Origin of the sequence: Haloimpatiens myeolchijeotgali, assembly GCF_042688525.2 — a bacterium.
Lineage (GTDB): Bacteria > Bacillota > Clostridia > Clostridiales > Clostridiaceae > Haloimpatiens.
In genome coordinates this window covers 1441872-1462499 of record NZ_JBHWAB010000001.1, presented here as the reverse complement: position 1 = coordinate 1462499, position 20628 = coordinate 1441872, and the positions used below count along the sequence as shown (strand labels likewise).

At 27.5% G+C, this 20628-nt stretch carries 20 protein-coding genes and 1 riboswitch; of the genes, 1 reads left to right on the top strand and 19 read right to left on the bottom strand.

Translation table 11 applies throughout. The features are described from left to right. Positions 1–3 precede the first annotated feature (3 nt). From rsmB to ACFIJ5_RS06480, 15 genes are all read right to left on the bottom strand, one after another. Positions 4–1332 carry a 16S rRNA (cytosine(967)-C(5))-methyltransferase RsmB gene (gene rsmB, locus ACFIJ5_RS06550; RefSeq protein WP_379805259.1) on the bottom strand — a complete coding sequence of 443 codons (1329 nt, stop codon included), beginning with the start codon at positions 1330–1332 and terminating at the stop codon, positions 4–6. An 11-nt stretch (positions 1333–1343) separates the two neighbouring features. After that, complete coding sequence (locus tag ACFIJ5_RS06545) at positions 1344–2021, bottom strand: zinc metallopeptidase (protein WP_379805257.1); 678 nt, start codon at positions 2019–2021, stop codon at positions 1344–1346. Positions 2022–2044: 23 nt separating this feature from the next. Further along, positions 2045–2971, bottom strand: a complete 927-nt coding sequence (gene fmt, locus ACFIJ5_RS06540) for a methionyl-tRNA formyltransferase (RefSeq protein WP_379809556.1) — start codon at positions 2969–2971, stop codon at positions 2045–2047. Further along, a complete protein-coding gene (def, locus tag ACFIJ5_RS06535) occupies positions 2971–3423 on the bottom strand; it encodes a peptide deformylase (protein ID WP_379805254.1) in 453 nt (150 codons plus the stop codon). Before def ends, fmt begins: the two co-directional genes overlap by 1 nt. A gap of 23 nt (positions 3424–3446) precedes the next feature. Further along, positions 3447–5630: a primosomal protein N' gene (priA, locus tag ACFIJ5_RS06530; protein ID WP_379805252.1), complete on the bottom strand. Its 2184-nt coding sequence runs from the start codon at positions 5628–5630 to the stop codon at positions 3447–3449. Between the two features lie 62 nt (positions 5631–5692). Beyond that, positions 5693–6883 (bottom strand): bifunctional phosphopantothenoylcysteine decarboxylase/phosphopantothenate--cysteine ligase CoaBC, encoded by a 1191-nt coding sequence (gene coaBC / locus ACFIJ5_RS06525; protein ID WP_379805250.1) that lies wholly within the window; start codon positions 6881–6883, stop codon positions 5693–5695. 14 nt (positions 6884–6897) lie between these two features. Beyond that, complete coding sequence (gene rpoZ, locus ACFIJ5_RS06520) at positions 6898–7113, bottom strand: DNA-directed RNA polymerase subunit omega (protein WP_379805248.1); 216 nt, start codon at positions 7111–7113, stop codon at positions 6898–6900. A gap of 7 nt (positions 7114–7120) precedes the next feature. Continuing rightward, positions 7121–7741 (bottom strand): guanylate kinase, encoded by a 621-nt coding sequence (gmk, locus tag ACFIJ5_RS06515; RefSeq protein ID WP_379805245.1) that lies wholly within the window; start codon positions 7739–7741, stop codon positions 7121–7123. Next, on the bottom strand, positions 7741–8013 hold the full coding sequence (remA, locus tag ACFIJ5_RS06510; protein ID WP_379805242.1) for an extracellular matrix/biofilm regulator RemA: 273 nt from the start codon (positions 8011–8013) through the stop codon (positions 7741–7743). The genes gmk and remA overlap by 1 nt, the downstream gene beginning before the upstream one ends. A gap of 14 nt (positions 8014–8027) precedes the next feature. Next, the gene (locus ACFIJ5_RS06505) at positions 8028–8906 is read right to left on the bottom strand and encodes a YicC/YloC family endoribonuclease (protein WP_379805240.1); all 879 of its coding nucleotides are present in this window, start codon (positions 8904–8906) and stop codon (positions 8028–8030) included. A gap of 92 nt (positions 8907–8998) precedes the next feature. Continuing rightward, positions 8999–10150 (bottom strand): aminotransferase class I/II-fold pyridoxal phosphate-dependent enzyme, encoded by a 1152-nt coding sequence (locus ACFIJ5_RS06500; protein WP_379805237.1) that lies wholly within the window; start codon positions 10148–10150, stop codon positions 8999–9001. A gap of 149 nt (positions 10151–10299) precedes the next feature. Beyond that, the gene (locus ACFIJ5_RS06495) at positions 10300–11652 is read right to left on the bottom strand and encodes an NCS2 family permease (RefSeq protein WP_379805234.1); all 1353 of its coding nucleotides are present in this window, start codon (positions 11650–11652) and stop codon (positions 10300–10302) included. 92 nt (positions 11653–11744) lie between these two features. Further along, a riboswitch (purine riboswitch) is annotated at positions 11745–11844 on the bottom strand. A 92-nt stretch (positions 11845–11936) separates the two neighbouring features. Beyond that, on the bottom strand, positions 11937–12920 hold the full coding sequence (locus tag ACFIJ5_RS06490; protein WP_379805232.1) for an asparaginase: 984 nt from the start codon (positions 12918–12920) through the stop codon (positions 11937–11939). 259 nt (positions 12921–13179) lie between these two features. Beyond that, positions 13180–13386, bottom strand: coding sequence for a holin (locus ACFIJ5_RS06485; RefSeq protein ID WP_379805230.1), 207 nt, complete (start codon positions 13384–13386; stop codon positions 13180–13182). Positions 13387–13604: 218 nt separating this feature from the next. Beyond that, complete coding sequence (locus ACFIJ5_RS06480; protein WP_379805228.1) at positions 13605–13787, bottom strand: hypothetical protein; 183 nt, start codon at positions 13785–13787, stop codon at positions 13605–13607. A gap of 375 nt (positions 13788–14162) precedes the next feature. Between ACFIJ5_RS06480 and ACFIJ5_RS06475 the strand changes: the two genes are divergently transcribed. Continuing rightward, a complete protein-coding gene (locus tag ACFIJ5_RS06475) occupies positions 14163–15050 on the top strand; it encodes a hypothetical protein (RefSeq protein WP_379805226.1) in 888 nt (295 codons plus the stop codon). Between the two features lie 259 nt (positions 15051–15309). Here the strand turns inward: ACFIJ5_RS06475 and spoIVA are convergent, their stop codons facing one another. The 4 genes from spoIVA to ACFIJ5_RS06455 form a co-directional block, all read right to left on the bottom strand. Then, positions 15310–16788 carry a stage IV sporulation protein A gene (spoIVA, locus tag ACFIJ5_RS06470; protein WP_379805224.1) on the bottom strand — a complete coding sequence of 493 codons (1479 nt, stop codon included), beginning with the start codon at positions 16786–16788 and terminating at the stop codon, positions 15310–15312. Positions 16789–16899: 111 nt separating this feature from the next. Beyond that, positions 16900–17895, bottom strand: coding sequence for an NAD(P)H-dependent glycerol-3-phosphate dehydrogenase (locus ACFIJ5_RS06465; RefSeq protein WP_379805222.1), 996 nt, complete (start codon positions 17893–17895; stop codon positions 16900–16902). A gap of 1 nt (position 17896) precedes the next feature. Beyond that, entirely contained in the window at positions 17897–19213 is a 1317-nt protein-coding gene (gene der, locus ACFIJ5_RS06460) for a ribosome biogenesis GTPase Der (protein ID WP_379805220.1), read from the bottom strand. A gap of 2 nt (positions 19214–19215) precedes the next feature. Beyond that, complete coding sequence (locus tag ACFIJ5_RS06455) at positions 19216–20553, bottom strand: DUF512 domain-containing protein (RefSeq protein WP_379805218.1); 1338 nt, start codon at positions 20551–20553, stop codon at positions 19216–19218. Positions 20554–20628 lie beyond the last annotated feature (75 nt).

Below are 20628 nucleotides of genomic sequence, written 5' to 3'. Positions count from 1 at the left end.
CACCTACCACTGTTTTCTAAGTTTTGCTATAAAAAATCCATCCATAGATTTATTAGGTAAAATTGTTACATACCCTTTTTTATTATATAAAACATTATCTAAATTACCAAAATATATTGACTCTACCTTAAACTTAGGATGTTGTTTTATAAACCATTCAATATTTTTTTCATTTTCGTCTTTATTTAATGTGCACGTAGAATAAATTAATATCCCGTTTTGTTTTACATATATTGAAGCATTAACCAAAATATTTCTTTGTATTCTAACTAATTGTTTTAATTCCTTTAAATTTTTATTCCATTTAATTTCAGGTTTTTTTCTTATTATTCCAAGTCCAGAACACGGTACATCTATAAGTACTCTATCTGCACTATTTTCTAAGTTTTTATTGAATTTAGATGCATTCATCACATCACACGTAATATTAGTTATTCCCAGTCTTTTAATATTTTGTTTGATCAAATCTAACTTAGTTTTATGAATATCATAAGATAATACTTGTCCTGTGTTATCCATAATTTCTGATATATGTGTAGATTTTCCACCAGGTGCACTACATAAATCTAACACTTTCATATTTTTCTCTATATCCATGATAGGTGCAACCAACATAGCACTTTCATCCTGAACAGTCATATATCCTTCTTTAAATAAAGGATTTGATTCTATGCTTTTTCCTTTTAAAATCCTTATGGCTTCAGGACATATATTTCCATCTTCTAATTCATATCCTAAATTAATCAATTTTTCTGTAATTTCTTCATAAGATGTTTTTAAATTATTTATCCTTACAGTAACATCTGGAACTTCATTCAGTCCTTTACAAATCTGTTCCGCTTTTTCTTCACCATATTGTTTTATAAATAATTGAACCATCCATTTAGGAAATGAATATGTAAAGCATAGTTTTTGTAATATATCTTCACAATTACAGTACTTTTTGTTTTTATTTCTTAAATAATTTCTCAAAACACCATTTACAAATTTTGAAGTTTTTATAGAACTATACTTTTTAGAAAGTTCTACAGCTTCATTGACTACTGCAAAATCAGGTACCTTATCAAGATACCTGATTTGATAAATAGCACTTCTTAAAATATTTAAAATGTTGCTATTTAAATTTTTTAATCCTTTTCTTATAAATGTACTTAATACACTATCTATAGTATATTTATATTTTATTGTTCCATATACGATTTCTGTAACTAAAGCTTTATCTTTATCATTCAACTCAGATTTTTTTAAAGCTGAATTTAATACTATATTTGAATAAGATCCCTTTTCAAATACTTGATATAATATATTTATTACTAATTCTCTACTACTCATATTCTACCTCTTTATCTATCTCTACTTATTATTATAAGTCTTATTAGTTGTGAAACAGCCATCAATGCTGCTGCCACATAAGTCATAGCTGCTGCATTTAAAACTTGCTTTGCACCTTTTATCTCATTTTCATACAATATTCCTCTAGTGCTTAATATTTTTAGTGCTCTACTTGAAGCATCAAATTCAACTGGTAATGTAATAATATGAAAAATTACTACAGCGCCAAACAAAATTATACCAAAATTCACAAAAGGCTTTATACCTAAAAATAATCCTAAAATGAATAAAATCCATGAAGCATTTGAACCTATATTAGCTATAGGAACAATAGAATTTCTAAGAACTAGAGGATAATAACTTTCTTTATGTTGAATAGCATGACCCGTTTCATGGGCAGCTACTCCTATAGATGCCACAGATGTTCCATAAAACACATCATTAGAAAGCCTCATTACTCTTTTTCTAGGATCGTAATGATCTGTTAATTTTCCACTTACTACTTCCACAGGAATATCATATAATCCTGCAGAATCCAAAAGTGCTCTAGCAACTTGTGACCCATTATATCCATTCATACTATTAACTTTAGAATATTTGTCAAATGTAGTTTTAACTTTTGTTTGCGCCCAAAATGTTATTAATAGTGCTGGTATAAGAAAAATTATAGTGCTATCATACCCAAACATAACTTCACACCCCTTTTAGGCTTTTATTTTAAATAAATATCTTTTTCTAAAGAATTTCCCTTTAAAAATTCTTTAACTTCTAAAACTTTTTTACCTGGAAATTGGATTTTTTTAATTCTAAGTATACCTTCTCCACAACTCACATCAACACCCTCATTTGATACATTAATTATATATCCAGGTTTATAATCTGTAGTTTTATCTATTATTTCGGTTTCATAAACTTTCATATTTTTATCGTTATATTGAGTATATGCAATTGGCCAAGGATTTAAACCTCTAATAAAATTATTTATTTCTTTTGATGATTTATTCCAATCAATCTTTGCCATTTTCTTATCAAGCATAGGTGCATAGCAACTTAAGCTATCATCTTGCTTTTGAGGTGTAATATTCTTAAATTCTTTAATTGCTTTTATTAAAAGTTGTGCTCCTTCTTCCATCAAAATATCATGAAGCTCTCCAGCAGTCATATTTTTTCTTATACTAACTTCATCTTTTAAAAGCATATCCCCAGTATCTAACCCAACATCCATAAGCATAGCTGTGTTTCCACTTTTTTCTTCTCCATTCATTATTGCTGCATTAATTGGTGCTGCACCTCTATATTTAGGAAGAAGTGATGCATGTAAGTTTATACAAGCATATTTAGGTATTTCTAAAACTTCTTTAGGTAAAATCTGTCCAAAAGCAACAACAATTATGAAATCCGGATTTATATCTTTTAATTTTTGAATAACTTCTGGATCTTTTCTCAATCTTACTGGTTGATATACATCAATATTATGCTCTACTGCTACCTCTTTAACTGCTGATATTGAAAGTTTCTTCCCTCTTCCTTTAGGTTTATCTGGTTGAGTTAAAACTGCTTTCACATCAAATTCTTTTATCAGTGCTTTTAGTGATGGTACTGAAAACTCTGGAGTCCCCATAAAAACTATGTTCATTATTACTCAACACCTTCTTCTATAACCTTGTCTATAAATAATACTCCATATAAATGATCAATTTCATGACAAAACGCTCTTGCTAATAATCCTTCACCTTCTAATATTGCTTCTTCACCTTTTTCATTTAATGCTTTAACTTTAACATATGTTGGTCTTTCTACAGTTCCTTGTCTTCCTGGTATACTTAGACATCCTTCAATATCTACTTCACTGCCTTTAGTTTCTATAATTTCAGGATTTATTATTACTATAGGACCATTTCCTACATCTATTACAGCTAATCTCTTTAATATACCAACTTGTGGACCTGCTAATCCTACACCATCAGCTTTATACATTGTTTCTTTCATATCTTCAATTAATGTTAACAATCTTTCATCGACCTTTTCAATTTTTCTACATTTCTTTCTTAAAATTTCATCTCCATTTATTCTTATATTTCTTATTGCCATTTTAAAAACTCCCTTCTATAATTTTAAAGCATATTTATTGGATTAATATCCATACTAATCCTTATACTATTATAATCGTATTTTACAATTTCATAAACAAGTTTTTTTATTTTTCGGGCATATTTATTATTAATATCACCTTTTAATATTATTTGCCACCTATAGTTATTTTTAATTTTCGATATTACACAAGGGCACGGTCCTAACAGTTCTATTTTATCATTTTTACTTATAATTTTTTTTAAGTTTATAGCAACATTTTGTATATTTTTTATTAACAAATTTTCATTCTCACTACTCATATTTATACAAAAGATATTTGAGAAAGGAGGATAATTCATATCTCTTCTTATTGTTATTTCCTTTTTATAGAAATCATCATAATCATTTGAAGCTGCACATTTTATACTATAATTATCAGGATTATATGTCTGTACAACTACTTCTCCTTTTTTCTTACCTCTTCCTGCTCTACCAGAAACCTGAGTAATTAGTTGAAATGTTCTTTCTGCTGACTTAAAGTCTGGTAAGTTTAATGATAAATCTGCAGCTATTACACCAACTAATGTAACATTACTAAAATCCAAGCCCTTAGCTACCATTTGAGTACCTATTAAAATATCTGCTTCTCCATTTTTAAACTTATTGTATATATTTTCATAAGAATCTTTTTTTCTTGTGGTATCAAAATCCATTCTCAAAGTATTTACTTTAGGAAAATATTTTTTAATTTCTCTTTCAACTTTCTCAGTACCTATTCCAAAATATTTAACATACTTACTTCCACAGCTAGGACAAACTCTTAAAGCCTTTTGCTTATTACCACAATAATGACAGCTTAAATAATCTCCTTCACTATGATAAGTAAGAGCAATGTCACAATTAGAACATTTGAATACATATCCACATTTTCTACAAGAAACGAAAGTAGAAAAACCCCTTCTATTTAAAAATAAAATTACTTGTTCCTTTTTTGCAATTTTTTCTTTTATAGAAGAAAACAATTTTCTACTAAAAATGCTTCTGTTATTATTCATTAATTCTTCCCGCATATCTACTACTTCAATTTTAGGTAGTGAAGCTCCATCTGCTCGTTTATTCATTGTTATAAGTTCAACTTCATCTCTCATTGCCTCATAATAAGTTTCTATACATGGTGTAGCTGTTCCTAAAACCACTTTACAATTTTCAATATGACTTTTTAAGATTGCAATCTCCTTTGCCATATATTTTGGATCACTTTCAGATTTATAACTTGTTTCATGCTCCTCATCAATAACTATAAGTCCTAAATTTTCGAATGGTAAAAAAATTGCAGACCTAGCTCCAATAGCTACTTTGACCTTACCATTTTTTACTCTAAGCCATTCATCATATTTTTCACCTAGTGACAACTTACTGTGAAATACCGTTATATCTTTTCCAAACCTACCTTTAAATCTCTCTACCATCTGTGGTGTAAGAGCAATTTCAGGCACCAATATTATCGAATCTTTTCCTTGCTGTAACATAATACTTACCAAATTCATATATATTTCTGTTTTTCCACTTCCAGTAATACCATGGATTAATGAAATGTTTTTTTTGCAATTTAAAATCATATCAACAGCTTTTTTTTGATCATCATTTAAAATTTTTTCTTCATATGCTTTATATTGTCTTTCATTATATCTATTAACTATAAGTTTTCCTTGTTCAAGGAAACCATGCTTTATCATAGTATTTATAGATGACATGGATACAGAAAATTTCTTACTAAGTTCATTTTTATTAAATTTGCCTTCATTTTTCTTAACAATATTATAAATTAATACATAAGGTTCTTTGCAAAATCTATCTTTTAAATTTTCTCCAGTTCTAATTACATTTTTTACTTTATTTGATATACCTTTAAACATACCATTTGGTAGTATAGTTTTAATACATTCTATATATGTGCATAAATATTTTTCTCTCATTATTGTTATAAGTTTTAAATCTTTTTCTCTTAAAACTGGAAAATCATCACACATACTTTTTATATATTTAATTTTTTTTATACTAGCATCTATTACATCATAAAATTCTACTACAAATCCATATACCATTCGATTACCTTTTCCAAAAGGAACCTTAACTCTAAATCCTAAATCTATTTTTTCTAACAATTCTTTGGGAATAGCATATGTAAAAATTCTATCAACTTGCTTTGAATCATTATTAACCACAATACCAGCGTATTTCTTACACACCTTATCACCCTTTTTAAAATATTAAAAAAGCGCGTTAATCAGCGCTTTTTGTTTATTAAATCAAATAATTGCTTTGCAACTTGTCTTTTAGACATTGTTTCAAGTGGTATTATATTACCATCTCTACACAATATTGTTACTTTATTATCAGAAGATGCAAAACCTGTCTCTTTACTCATTATATCATTTGCAACAATATAATCTAAGTTTTTCTTTTTAAGTTTTTCTTTAGCATTATTTATTAAATCATTACTTTCTGCTGCAAATCCAACTAAAATTTGTTTTGTTTTTATTGCTCCTAATTTTCTTAATATATCATTATCTTTAATTAATTCTAAATTAAGTTCTTGACCTACTTTCTTTATCTTTTTATCAGAATAATTTTTAGGTTTGTAATCAGCCACAGCTGCTGATTTAACTACAATATCTTGTTCTTCAAAATTTTCCATAACAGCTTTCAACATCTCAGAATTTGTATTAACTTTAATTACATTTACACCAAAAGGTTCTTTTAAGTTACATGGGCCCGAAATTAATGTAACTTCCGCTCCTCTATCTCTAGCTTCCTCAGCTATAGAATATCCCATTTTACCACTAGATCTATTGGTAATAAATCTTACTGGATCAATTGGTGCAATAGTAGGTCCTGCTGTTACTAAAACTTTTTTTTCAACTAAATCCTTATTATCATTTAAATAACTAACTATTACATCAGCAATAAGTTCAGTATTTGCTAACTTTCCAGCTCCAACATCACCGCAAGCCAACCTTCCACTTTCTGGTTGTATAAAATTATAACCAAACTTTTTTAATTTACTTATATTTTCCTGAACAATAGGATTATTGTACATATTAGTGTTCATTGCTGGAGCAAAAATTACAGGAGCACGAGTAGCCATTATTGTTGTTGAAAGCATATCATCAGCTATACCATTTGCAACTTTTCCTATAATGTTAGCAGTAGCTGGCACAATAGCCATAACATCTGCTTTTTTCGCTAAAGATATATGTTGTATCTCCCAAGCTTTAGGTTCTTCAAACATATCATGTGTAACCATATTTTGACTTAAAGATTGAAAACTTAATGGTTTAACAAATTCGCATGCAGATTTAGTCATAATAACATTAACATCGATATTTTTTTTTCTTAACCTGCTTACTACATCTAAAGCTTTATATACAGCAATACCTCCAGTTACTCCCAATACCACTGTCTTTTTCTTATTCATAACTATCTCATTCCTTAGTTTTCTTCTTCTATAGTAACAGCTTCTTTATTTATTTCTTTTATAGCAACTGTTACTGGTTTTGTTGAATTAACATCTATAGTAGGTTCTTCTCCATCTATTAACTGTCTAGCTCTTTTAGCTGCTGCAACAATTAATGAATATCTATTATCTATTTTACCTAATAATTCTATAAGTGGTGGATCTATCATTGATATTCCTTTTTTACTCATATGTAAATCACTCCTTACATTTAAAATTTATAAAATTTTTATCAATTTCATCATTAATTCTTTTAACTCTACATTTTTCTGATAATATAATACTTTCTATTTTTTTAACAGACTCTTCTACTGTATCATTAATCACAGCATAGTTATATTCTTTAACAAAACTAATCTCTTTATGTGCTGATTGTAATCTTGTTTTTAAAGATTCTGGAGTTTCACTACCTCTATTAACTATTCTATTTTTTAACTCTTCCATAGATGGTGGTAAAATAAAAATGAAAACTCCTTCTTTGTATGTTTTTTTCACATTCAAAGCACCTTGTATATCTATTTCTAATATTACATCTTTACCTTTTTCAAGTTTTTCTAAAACATAGGATTTAGGTGTACCATAATAATTACTGTACACCTCTGCATATTCTAAAAAATCTTTTTTTTCTATTTTATCTTTAAACTCTTCTTTGGTTAAAAAATGATAATGTTTGCCATTTTCTTCACCATCTCTAGGTAATCTTGTAGTAGCTGATACTGATAACCAAAAATCATTTCTTTTGAGAAGTTCTTTACAAATAGTACCCTTTCCAGTCCCAGAAGGTCCAGAAATAACTATTAGTAACCCCTTTTCATTCATTATTCATCAACCTCTTCTACACTTTCATCTTCCTTAGCAGAAAGTCTATGTGCAACTGTTTCTGGTTGTACTGCTGAAAGAATAACATGATCACTATCTGTAATAATTACAGCTCTTGTTCTTCTTCCATATGTTGCATCAATAAGCATACCTCTATCTCTTGCTTCTTGAATTATTCTCTTTATTGGTGCTGATTCTGGACTTACAATAGCAACAAGTCTATTTGCTGAAACAATATTACCAAATCCTATATTTATTAATTTAATATTCATATGAATCCTCCTACTTATTCAACATTTTGAATTTGTTCTCTAATTTTTTCTATTTCGCTTTTTATATTTAAAACTAAATTAGAAATCTCCAAATCATTTGCTTTTGATCCTATTGTGTTAACTTCTCTGTTCATTTCTTGCACAATAAAATCTAACTTTCTTCCTACAGTTTGCTGCAATTCAAGTGTTTCTTTCATTTGATTTATATGACTATGCAGCCTTACAATTTCTTCATCAATGCATGCTTTATCTGCAAAAAAAGCTACCTCTGTAGCAATTCTAGATTCATCTATTTGCGAATCCTGCAACAATTCCTTTAATCTTACTGTAAGTTTTTCCTTATACTCTTTAGGTACTACAGGTGCTCTTTTTTCTATTTTTTCTAATAAACCTTTGACATTTTTACAACGACTTATTATATCTTGATATAATTTTTCACCTTCTCTTATTCTCATATCTATTAGTAAATCAAGTGCTTGGTTTAAAGGTTTATTCATTTCACTCCAAACTTGTTCTAAATCATCTTCCTTATACTCTAAAGAAATAACATCTCCAAATTTAGCAATAAGTGAAACTGATATGTCATCAACAACATCATATGAATTCTTAATTTCATTTAGACATTCAACATAGTTATCTGATAACTTTTTATTAAATACAACTTTAACGTCTTCTCTTTCATACACATTTTGAGTTATAAAGACATCAACTTTTCCTCTTTTTATTTTATCACTTATAACTTTTCTGATTTTTTGTTCCAAAGATAACAAATTTTTAGGCATTCGTATATTCATATCACAATATCTGTGATTTACACTTTTCATTTCAATATTAAAACTTCTTGTTTTACCTTGTGAATTTGCTCTTCCAAATCCTGTCATGCTTTTAATCATAATTATTCACCCTTCCGGTCAATATCAGTTCATAATAATTATTATACATATATTTATTACTTAATTTCAAGTAAAAAATAAAATTGATGGATTTATTTCATATTTTTTAATTTTCCTAATCCATCACATAATATCTCTACTTTATTTGTTAAAGCTATTCTAAAATAATCATATCCTAGATTTCCAAATGTATATCCAGGAGTAACAATTAAACCAAATTTAAATAAAAGTTCTCTACAAAATTCATAAGTAGTATATTCTTTAGGAGTTCTACACCATAAATAAAATGTAGAATATGAATCAAAATACTCTATATTACAATTATCTAATATTTTTTTTGCTGCTTTTCTTCTTTTATCATAAATTCTTCGTACCATATTAATATAATATCTATCTAACTTTAACGCTTCTATCGCTGCATATTGTATAGGTTTAAATTGTCCTGAATCTAAATTAGTTTTTACTTTGAGAAGTGCTTTTAAAACTTTTGAATTACCAACTACATATCCAATTCTAAATCCTGTCATATTATAAATTTTAGACATAGTTCCAAATTCTATACTATTTTTTTCATTATCATATTGAAGAATACTAGTAGGTTTCTTTTTTTCTTCAATAATTTCATTATATGCACCATCATTACATAATATTACATTATTTTCTTTACATAATTTAATAATTTCTGTATAAAAATCACCATTTGCTGCTGCTCCTGTAGGATTATTAGGATAATTAATAACAAAAAGCTTACTCTTTAAAATAATATTTTTAGGTATATTATTTAAATCTGGTAAAAACATTTTATCTTCTTTCAAAGGTACAGTATAAGGTTCTGCTCCCCACAAATAGCAACTGTTTTTATATACAGGATATGCTGGATTGGGTATTATTACACAATCACCTATATCACATACTGCAGGTATTAACTTACCAACCCCTTCTTTAGATCCTATTAATATTAAAACTTCATCCATATTTAGTTTAACAGAATATACTTCATCATAATACTTTATTATTTGCTTTTTTAATTCTTTAATTCCATCATAAGGTGGATATTTATTATATTCATCTATAGAAAAAGATTGTATTAATTTATCAATTATATGTTGTGATACTGGTAAATCTGGATCTCCTATAGATAAATCTACTATATTTTTTCCTTTACTCATTAATTTTTGTTTTAACTCGTTTAAATCTTTAAATTTATATTCTCCTATATTGTTAAGTCTATTATTTATTTTCATAAATACTCCTCCATAATAATAGCTTTTTATTAGTTTATTCAATAACTATCTAATAGGTTACAAAATAAATCATGTAAAAAATAAAATTATGGAACAAAAGCATATACTGAATAAAAAAAGCCGCTAATAAATAGCGACTTTCAAATATCCTATAATCCTGTTGCAACTAATTTTATAATAAACAATATAGCTAATATATACATAACAATTGAAATTTTCTTTTTATCTTCCTTCTTTTTAGTAATAATATTATTTATTAAATTTAAAATTACATAAGCTAATATTCCTATAGTCAAACCATCACCAATACTATAAGTTAAAGGCATCAATGCTATAGTAAGAAATGCTGGTACTCCTTCAGTAAAATCAGCAAAATTAATCTTAACTATATTTTCCATCATATAGTAACCTACAACTATTAAAGCTGGCGCTGTTGCACATGCTGGTATTGCAGTAAATATTGGGGAAAAGAACATAGCTATCAAAAATAACACACCAGTTACAACTGCAGTTAAACCTGTTCTTCCTCCTTCTGCAACTCCTGCAGAACTTTCAACATATGTAGTTACAGTTGAAGTACCTAACATTGCTCCGAAAGTAGTACCTATTGAATCAACCATTAGAGCCTTACCTGCTCTAGGAACTTTTCCATCTTTATCTACCATACCTACTTTAGACGCTACTCCAACTAAAGTTCCTACTGTATCAAAGAAATCTACAAACAAGAAAGTAAGAACTATAGTAATAAATGTCCATATTTTTGTGCTATCCATAACATACGAAAAATCTAATTTGAAAGCTATATCACTTAATGATTCAAATGCAAAAACCTTTTTTGGTAAAAAAATCATGTATTTTGATGCAAGATTAGGATTAACTAATGCATATATCCATGCACATATTGAACTAACTAGTATACCCCATAAAATAGCACCTTTTATGTTTTTCTTTGATAAAGCTACTATTACTATTATTCCAATTACAGCTATTATTACTGTAGGAGTTGTAAAATTACCCATCGAAACTAGTGTAGCATCATTTTTTACTACTATTCCTGCATTTACAAACCCTATAAATGCTATAAAAAGACCAATACCACCTGTCACTGCAATTTTTAACGTATTTGGTATTGCATTTACAACTGCTTCTCTTACATTTGTTGCTGAAAGAATAATAAATATAATACCTTCAAAGAATACAGCAGTTAATGCAACTGACCAATGAATTCCCTTTCCACAAACACTAAAAGCAAAAAACGCATTTAATCCCATTCCTGAAGCTAATGCAAAAGGTAAATTAGCATACAAACCCATAAGAATTGTAGCCAAACCTGCAGTCAAACATGTTGCTGTAACTAAAGCTCCTGCAGGCATTCCCGTTTTACTTAAAATTCCTGGGTTAACTGCGATTATATAAGCCATAGTCAAAAATGTTGTTACACCTGCAATAACTTCTTTTCTTACGTCTGTTCCATTTTCCTTTAACTTAAAGAACTTTTCCATTTACTTGACCCCCTGTATTTTATACAAATAAAAATAACCACTGAGATTATGAGGAATCTTCAGCGGCTATATGCTCCGTTCAAGCAAATGCCAAACCATAAAGATTCACTCATAGTCAGATATTTACGGTATCTGGTAGAAACTCCTAATCCACATTATTAGAATTATATGAGGAATTACCTTAAGTGGTTATTTGTCTTTCACAAGAACATAATATCAATATTAAGTTATTTTGTCAATGATAAAACGAACTTTTTTTTATTTTGCTTTTATATAATTCGTTATTAGTATAAATCTTTCTCAAATATACTTCTAATTTCTTCTATTTTATTTGTTTTTCCTAATGCTAAAATTAGTTTTATTCTTGCTTTTTGTCCTGGCAAATCATCTCCAAAAATTACTCCCATATTTCTAAGTAATTTTCCTCCACCTGGATATCCATATGAATCCATTACTCTACCTTTAAAGCATCTAGATACTAGAACAACAACAACTCCTTTTTGTATTGCTCTTTCTACTGCTTCAGCCATTTTAGGTGGTATATTTCCTCTACCCATACCTTCAATAACTAACCCCTTACATTGTTCTTTCACACAAAAATCTATTAATTTCCCATCCATACCTGCTGTTGCTTTTATTAATTCTACTCTTGGCTCAATTGTTTCTGTTTTTATGTGTTGTTTTTTTAATGCATCTCGATAAAATATAACGTTATTACTATCAATAATTCCTATTGGACCAAAATCAGGGCTTTGAAATGTATTGAGATGCATTGTATGACTTTTTGTTACTTCACTTGCACAATGTAATTCATCATTTAAGCAAACTAACACTCCTTTATTTTTTGCTTCTTCACTTATAGCTGTACAAATAGATGCTGATAAATTCGCTGGACCATCATATCCTAATTCTGAACTATTTCTCATAGAACCTGTAACAATAACAGGTTTTTCATCTTTTATAATTAAATCAAGAAAATAGGCTGTTTCTTCTAATGTATCTGTTCCATGAGTTACTACTACACCACAAATATCCTCTCTACTAAGAAGTTCTTTTATATAGTTTGATAATTCCAACATAATCTGAGGTGTCATATGTGGTCCTGGTAAACTTGAAAAAGTACATGACTCAATTTGAGCATATTTTTCAACTCCTGTTACCATACCCATAATCTCATCACCATTTAAAGTAGGTACTGCTGCTTTAATTCTTGGATCTACTTTCATTGAAATTGTTCCACCATTAAATACTACTGCAACTTTTTTCATTGCGCTCCCCCCTGAAATTTTATGTAATAATTGCAAAATTGAAACAAATCTTTCTGCATAAATTTATTTTACAACATTTTTATCACAATTACATCTTTTTTAATAAAAAACTTAAATCAGTTTTGATAAATTTTTTTAATATAAAAATGACAATTCTATTTATACATATTTCAAAATAAAAAAGGATTACACATTTCAAGTGTAATCTTTTTCTATTAATGATATTTTTCTTATAAAAAAACTTTTATTTAATTTATAGTTAATCTTTTATATCTCTATCATCTAGATATCCTTTGTTTTCAGTATCTGGATTACTTAATATTCCTGCTAAAACCAAAATCCCTAAAAAAGCATTTACAATTTCATTATAATTTTCTGGTAATATATGAATACCAAGACCTTCTAAAAGAAGTGGAATAAACGCAAAAATAGAAACCCATAGCCCATAATTTTTAAATCTTTTCATTTCTCCATCCCCTAAAGTTTTATATTAATATTGTATTATTTTTATAGAAAAATGTTACTTTTTTTCATCCTATGTGGGTAGAATTTTAAATTTGCATGATATAATTTCACATAAACCTATTATACATTAAATTTACTTAACTTTAAGGCAATAAATTTCTTCAAAAGATTTATAATTTTTTTAATAATAAAAAAAGAGCCATTTCAAGGCCCTTATAATTAAAATCTATCTAATAGTTTTTGCAATTTTTGTGCTTGTATAGCAGATTGTTCAGCAAATTCTTTGAATGTTGAAGATATTTCTGGGTCAGATACTTTACCAGAATACATTTGATAATCTCTTACACTTTCTTGAGCATCTAATAATTTCTTTTTTATAGTTTCTTTAGTATTTAATTCCATTTAATCTCCTCCTTTTTTACTACTATCATTATTATTAGATTAAATTAACTTATTATTCATGGTAATCAAGTCAAACTCCTCTTTATCAAAGTAATCATTCGTATCTATGAAATAAACATTAAAAAAAACACAATAAGGTAGTAATCTTCATAAATTTATAATTATGATATTCAACTTTCGCAGTAAAAAAATACTGCTTAGCGAAGGGAAATGATATCTTGCGTAAGAAACATTTGAACAAAGTTTACAAGTTCTAAGCAAGATATCATTCCCCGTAGCGGCTATTTTTCACCTTCGAAAGTTGAGTTATGATATAATTATAGTGTTATAGTGTATTTTCGTTATGTTCAATAATAGCGTAAGGAGTGACTAATGATGAATGATGTTACATTCGGAGTCAAAGTAAATAAAGAATTAAAAGAAAAAATTTCAGGATTAATGAAAGAATCTGGTCTACAAGGTAAAGATTTTATGCAAAATCTAGTTAATTTATATGAAATAGAAACCTCAAAAACTCAAATACCTGAAATAGCTCAAGATATAACTGAACTTCAATGCTTAACTCAGAGAATGAACAATATATATCTTAATTTAGCTAATAGAATTCAAAATATAAATAAAACTCAAAATGAAATTTTTGAAAAAAAAATTAAAGAAAAAGAAGAAAAAATTTATTCTTTAGAAAACAATTTAAAACAATTAAAATTAAAAAATGAAAATACAATCAAACAAATAGATAATTTAAAAATATTAAACGAAAAAATTGAAAGTACAATCTCTCAGTTAAAAGATACTAATGATTCAAACAAATTATTAATTGAAGAATACAAAGAAAAACTACATAATTTCTCTTTACAATTAGAAAAATATAAACAATATGATATCAAATTAACTAAATATGAAGAATGTATTCACACTTTAGAAAATAAAAACTCTATCTTAAAAAATACTATGGAAAATTTAAAAGAAAACCATTCAAAAGAAATTTCACAAAAAAATACTGAAGTTAAAACATTACAAAATCATATAACTTCATTAGAAAATGAACAAAACAAAACAATAGAAAGATTAAAAGATAAGTTTGAACTTGAAAAAGGAAAAGACTTGCTTGAAATAGAAAAATCTTATCAAAATAAGATTAACAATTTAACTAATGAATATAATGATAAAATTAAAGAATTGTTAAATGAATTAGAACTGTCAAAAGTAGAAAAATCTAAACAAACTATTGAAGATTTATCTTCATTAAATGAAAAAAAGTAGTAACAATTTTATTAATAAATTAATAAAATAATAGTGAATAAACTTTCTCTCCTATTTGTACAGGCTTTGATAATAAATATTATTTGAAAGGAGAGTTAATTTATGTTTTGTGGTTATTACTTTGGATGTTGTTGCTGCTATTTTATAGCAATACTAATAATTCTTTTTATAATAGCAGCAGTATGTCATTGTTGTTAAAAATACTACTTTATAATAAAATTAAACGGGCTGTACATAAAAACAGCCTGTTTAATTACTATTATAAAATAATACAAATTAAATTTCCATTACCCTCATTAATTATCTTCTCTAATGTTCTTTGTATCTTCCTTTGAACATCCTCTGGCATTTTGTATAACTTCTTTTGAAGTCCATCTTTGACTAATACTTCAATAGATTTTCCAAACATATTACTCTGCCATATCTTTGATGGATCATTTTCAAACTGCTCTAATATAGATTTAACTAATTCTTCACTTTGTCTTTCACTTCCCATTATAGGAGATATTTCAGTATTTATATCTGCTTTTATAAAGTGTAGTGATGGTGCACTAGCTTTTAATTTAACTCCATATCTACCACCTTGTTGAACTATTTCTGGTTCTTCCAATTTCATTTCAGTTAATTGTGGAGCTACCAAGCCATATCCTGTTTCTCTTACATCTCTAAGCGCCTGTTCTACTTTATCATATTCAACTTTTGCTTTATAAAGTTGTGATACTATATTTAATAATTCATTTTCACCTTTTATTTCAGCATTACATCTCTCTCCTAAAATTTTATAGAACAGATCATTTTTAGGATTTAATTGTAATCTAGCTGTACCATCTCCCATGTTCATTTCAATCAAATTAGAGTTATGCAAAAATTCAACTTCATTAAAATTAGATATGGATTTTTTGACATCTCTAACCTTATATATGTTCTTGCACATATCTTTTACTAAAGTCATAAAATCAATCTTTAACCAATGATCTCTGTTAAGTTTTTCTATCCATTCAGGCATATCTATGTTTATTTCTTTAACTGGAAATTCTTTTAAAACCCTTCCAAAAATATTTGATATATCTTCTTCCTTCATATTCATAACATCAACGACCTGAACAGGCACATCATATTTTTCTTCTAATTGCTTTCTTAATTCTATTGTTTTAGGATCATATATATGTCTAGTGTTTAAAATCATTATGAATGGTTTATTTATAGATTTTAGTTCATTAACTACTCTTTCTTCAGCTTTAGTATAGTTTTTTCTATCAATGTCTGTAATAGATCCATCTGTTGTAACTAAAAGACCTATTGTAGAATGTTCGTTTATGACCTTTTTAGTCCCTATTTCTGCTGCTTCTTCAAAAGGTATTTCATAATCATACCAAGGTGTGTTTACCATTCTAGGTGTTTCATTTTCAGTATAACCAAGTGCACCTTCAACGATATAGCCAACACAATCAACCATTCTTACTTTAAATTTCGTACTTTCATTCAAGCTAATATCTACTGCTTCATTTGGTATAAATTTGGGTTCCATAGTATGAATTGATTTTCCTGATCCACTTTGAGGAAGTTCATCTTTTGCTCTTTCTTTTTTATGAGGATTTTTGATATTAGGCAAAACCATAAGTTCCATAAATCTTTTAATAAAAGTTGATTTCCCAGTTCTTACCGGTCCTACTACTCCTACATATATATCCCCTTGGGTTCTTTCTGCAATATCTTTATATATATCGAAGTTTTCCAAGTTATACCCTCCCATCACTTACATATTAACATTATATATATATTAGCCAATATGAAAAATATTACAAAAAAAGCTTACCATCAATAAACTTTTATTAATGATAAGCTTTTTCTAATAAAATTCACTTTTTCTATCTCGAGTCATAAGCTCATATACTCCATATTTTGGATCCTTGTTTTGAAACAATACCTTATACAGCATATCTGTTATAGGCATTGGAACAGATAGATTAGATTTCAGCTCATAAAAGGCTTTACAAGCCTTAATCCCTTCTACTACCATTCCTATCTCTTTACAAGCTTCTTCCATAGGAATCCCTTTACCTATAAGTATACCAGCTCTTCTATTTCTACTATGCATACTAGTACAAGTTACTATTAAGTCACCCATACCTGTAAGTCCATAAAAAGTTTCTCTCTTTCCTCCTAGTTTTACTCCTATTCTTATTATTTCACTCATACCTCTAGTCATAAGTGCAGCCTTGGTATTATCCCCATATCCAATACCATCAGAAATTCCAGCTGCTAAAGCAATTATATTTTTCACAGCTCCACCTATTTCTATTCCTACAATGTCATCATTTGTATATACTCTAAATTTACTTGTCATAAATAAATCTTGAACTAAAGCAGCATATTCCATATTTTCAGAAGTTACTACAGCTGTGGTTGGAATGTCCATAGCAACTTCTTCTGCATGACTAGGCCCAGAAAGAGCTACTACATGATTATGTGGTAATTCACTCTTTATCACTTCCGACAGTCTTTTCTTAGTTTCTTGTTCTATACCTTTTGAAATATTTATTATTACTTGATCATCCCTAAGTTTTCCCTTAATCTTTCTACAAATCTCCCTAACCGCATGAGATGGAACACATAAAACTATAAATTTACTGTTTTTAATCACATGTTCTATATCAGAATAAGCTTTAACATTTGAGGGTATGACAACATTAGGTAAATACTTTATATTCTCTTTTTTTATATTGATGTCCTCTACTACACTAGGCTTTCTATCCCATATGGATACATCAAGTCCTTTTTTCCCTAACATAATACCTAGAGCTGTTCCAAAACTTCCTCCCCCCAAGAATGAAACATCAGACATACTATTCCTTCCTTTCTCTAAAAATAAATTTAATTCCTGTTCCATTAAAATCAAAACTTTGTCTTAATTGATTTTCCAAATATCTTTTATACGAAAAATGTAAACATGCTGTATCATTTACAAAAAGTACAAATGTAGGTGGTTTAATACTTACCTGCGTAATATAATAAATCTTTAATCTTCTTCCCCCTAATATTGGTGGTTCTTGCATAAGTACTGCTCTATTTATAACTTCATTTAATATTCCTGTTGAAATACGTTTAGAATAGTTATCATAACATTCTTTTGCCATATTTAAAACTTTATGTACTCTTTGACCAGTTTTAGCTGATATAAATAAATATGGAGCATATAACATAAATACCAACTTAGACTGTATTTCTTTTTTAAATTTATTTAATGTCTTATCATCTTTTTCAATTAGATCCCATTTATTTACTAAAACCATTATAGCTTTATTCATTTCATGGGCATAACCTATTATTTTCTCATCCTGCTCACTTATACCTTCAGTAGCATCTATCATAAGTATACATACATCAGCTTTCTCTATTGCAGCTAAAGTTCTTATCGCACTATATCTTTCTATATGTTCTTTTATTTTACTTTTTCTTCTTAATCCTGCTGTATCAACTAATATAAATTTTCCTTCTTCTCTTTCTATATAACTATCTATAGCGTCTCTTGTAGTTCCAGGAATATTGCTGACTATATTTCTTTCCTCACCAATTATCTTATTTACTAAAGAAGATTTTCCTACATTAGGTTTTCCTACAAAAGCAATTCTTATATTATCATCTTCTTCATCATTTATATTTATACTATCAAAATGTTTTACAACTTCATCTAGCATATCTCCTAATCCTAAACCTTGAGACGCAGAAATAACATTAGGATCTCCAATACCTAAATTATAAAATTCATATTGATTATCTTCTTCTTTTATTCTATCAATTTTATTTACAACTAAAACTACAGGTTTGTTACTTTTTCTAAGCATATTTGCAACTTCATAATCTGAACCAGTTAATCCTTCTTTACCATCAACAATAAACATTATTACATCTGATGTCTCTATTGCTATCTGTGCCTGTCTTCTCATTTGTTTAACAATAATATCATTACTTTCTGGTTCAATTCCCCCAGTATCAATTATTGTAAACTTATGATTAAGCCATTCTGATTCTGCATATATTCTATCTCTTGTAACCCCTGGTTTATCATCTACAATTGCAATTCTCTTACCAGCTAATTTGTTAAATAATGTTGATTTCCCAACATTAGGTCTTCCTACTATAGCTACTATTGGTTTTGACATTATTACTCCTCCTTACAACAACTATTTATTATATCTATTAAATCTTCTCCACTATAATCACAAATTAATATTTTTCTATTAAATTCATTTTCCAAATCTTCTATAGTTATATCATCTAACAATACTTTATCAGAATTTTGTTCAAGTTCATAACCTTTTCTTATCATATTATTTGAGACAATTATATATTCACATAAATCCTCATCTTTAACTTGTTCAATAATATCTTGCCCTGTTAATAACCCTGCTACTGTTATAGTTTCTCCAAAAAAATTATTTATTATTTTTTTTACTTTAATTCTTACATTTTTATTATAATTCATAATTTTATTAGCAGCATTTTGTATTTCTTTATAAGCTGAAACACCTGTTATTATTGTAAAAGTTCCTTTTTTATGTAAATCTAATCTATTTAAATTATTTTCTATATTATCTCTAAATATTCTAATCATTCCTATACCATCTTCAAGCTGATTATAACCTTCGTAAAAATCAGATTCTGGTACATCTAATTCTGCAATCACATAAAATTCGTCAGATAACCTTACAAAAGGGGTACTACTATTCTCTATAAATTTTTTTTGCATTTCTTTTATCATCTTTATTTCAGCTATGGCACCATCTTTTGTATATAATTTTAATTTAGGTAATCCTTCTCTAAATTTAGTAATACCTATAGGAACAACTGCTGCACTTTGTACTGATGGATATAATTTATATAACTCCTGTATTGTCTTTTTTAGTTCACTTCCATTATTTATTCCTGGACAAGAAACTATTTGACAATTCATTTCAATACCAGCTTGTGCTAATTTTTTCATTCTCCCATAAGCTTTACCCGCAAATCTGTTATTTAACATCTTTACTCGCAATTCTTCATTAGTAGTATGTATAGAAATATTTATAGGACTCATCCTATATTTTATAATCCTATCAACATCTTCTTCACTCATATTTGTTAATGTAACAAAATTACCTTGTAAAAAAGATAGTCTTGAATCATCATCTTTAAAATATAAAGTTTTTCTCATACCTTTTGGAAGTTGATCTATAAAGCAAAATATACATTTATTATGACAACTTTTAGGCTTATCTAATATAAAATCTTTAAACTCTATACCTAACACTTCATCATAATCTTTTTCTATTTCTATATCCCAAATTTGTCCATCTTGTTTTTCTATTTCTATATTTATGTATTGATCAGTAATTAAAAACTTATAATCTATAATATCTTTTACAGGATTACCATTTATACTAATTAATTTATCATTTTTTTCAATTCCTACTTCTTCTGCAATACTCCCTGGATAAATTTTTATTATTTCATTATTCTTCATTAATTTCTACATTTCCTCCCAACATTTACATTATAAAATTAAAGCATCTATTATGTTATATTACATTAATTAGCT

Excerpts from the sequence above, each read along its gene's own strand:
- rsmB (WP_379805259.1), bottom strand. The coding sequence starts at position 1,332 with ATGAGTAGTAGAGAATTAGTAATAAATATATTATATCAAGTATTTGAA.
- ACFIJ5_RS06545 (WP_379805257.1), bottom strand. The coding sequence starts at position 2,021 with ATGTTTGGGTATGATAGCACTATAATTTTTCTTATACCAGCACTATTA.
- def (WP_379805254.1), bottom strand. The coding sequence starts at position 3,423 with ATGGCAATAAGAAATATAAGAATAAATGGAGATGAAATTTTAAGAAAG.
- coaBC (WP_379805250.1), bottom strand. The coding sequence starts at position 6,883 with ATGAATAAGAAAAAGACAGTGGTATTGGGAGTAACTGGAGGTATTGCT.
- rpoZ (WP_379805248.1), bottom strand. The coding sequence starts at position 7,113 with ATGAGTAAAAAAGGAATATCAATGATAGATCCACCACTTATAGAATTA.
- gmk (WP_379805245.1), bottom strand. The coding sequence starts at position 7,741 with ATGAATGAAAAGGGGTTACTAATAGTTATTTCTGGACCTTCTGGGACT.
- remA (WP_379805242.1), bottom strand. The coding sequence starts at position 8,013 with ATGAATATTAAATTAATAAATATAGGATTTGGTAATATTGTTTCAGCA.
- ACFIJ5_RS06505 (WP_379805240.1), bottom strand. The coding sequence starts at position 8,906 with ATGATTAAAAGCATGACAGGATTTGGAAGAGCAAATTCACAAGGTAAA.
- ACFIJ5_RS06500 (WP_379805237.1), bottom strand. The coding sequence starts at position 10,150 with ATGAAAATAAATAATAGACTTAACAATATAGGAGAATATAAATTTAAA.
- ACFIJ5_RS06495 (WP_379805234.1), bottom strand. The coding sequence starts at position 11,652 with ATGGAAAAGTTCTTTAAGTTAAAGGAAAATGGAACAGACGTAAGAAAA.
- ACFIJ5_RS06490 (WP_379805232.1), bottom strand. The coding sequence starts at position 12,920 with ATGAAAAAAGTTGCAGTAGTATTTAATGGTGGAACAATTTCAATGAAA.
- ACFIJ5_RS06485 (WP_379805230.1), bottom strand. The coding sequence starts at position 13,386 with ATGAAAAGATTTAAAAATTATGGGCTATGGGTTTCTATTTTTGCGTTT.
- ACFIJ5_RS06480 (WP_379805228.1), bottom strand. The coding sequence starts at position 13,787 with ATGGAATTAAATACTAAAGAAACTATAAAAAAGAAATTATTAGATGCT.
- ACFIJ5_RS06475 (WP_379805226.1), top strand. The coding sequence starts at position 14,163 with ATGAATGATGTTACATTCGGAGTCAAAGTAAATAAAGAATTAAAAGAA.
- ACFIJ5_RS06465 (WP_379805222.1), bottom strand. The coding sequence starts at position 17,895 with ATGTCTGATGTTTCATTCTTGGGGGGAGGAAGTTTTGGAACAGCTCTA.
- der (WP_379805220.1), bottom strand. The coding sequence starts at position 19,213 with ATGTCAAAACCAATAGTAGCTATAGTAGGAAGACCTAATGTTGGGAAA.
- ACFIJ5_RS06455 (WP_379805218.1), bottom strand. The coding sequence starts at position 20,553 with ATGAAGAATAATGAAATAATAAAAATTTATCCAGGGAGTATTGCAGAA.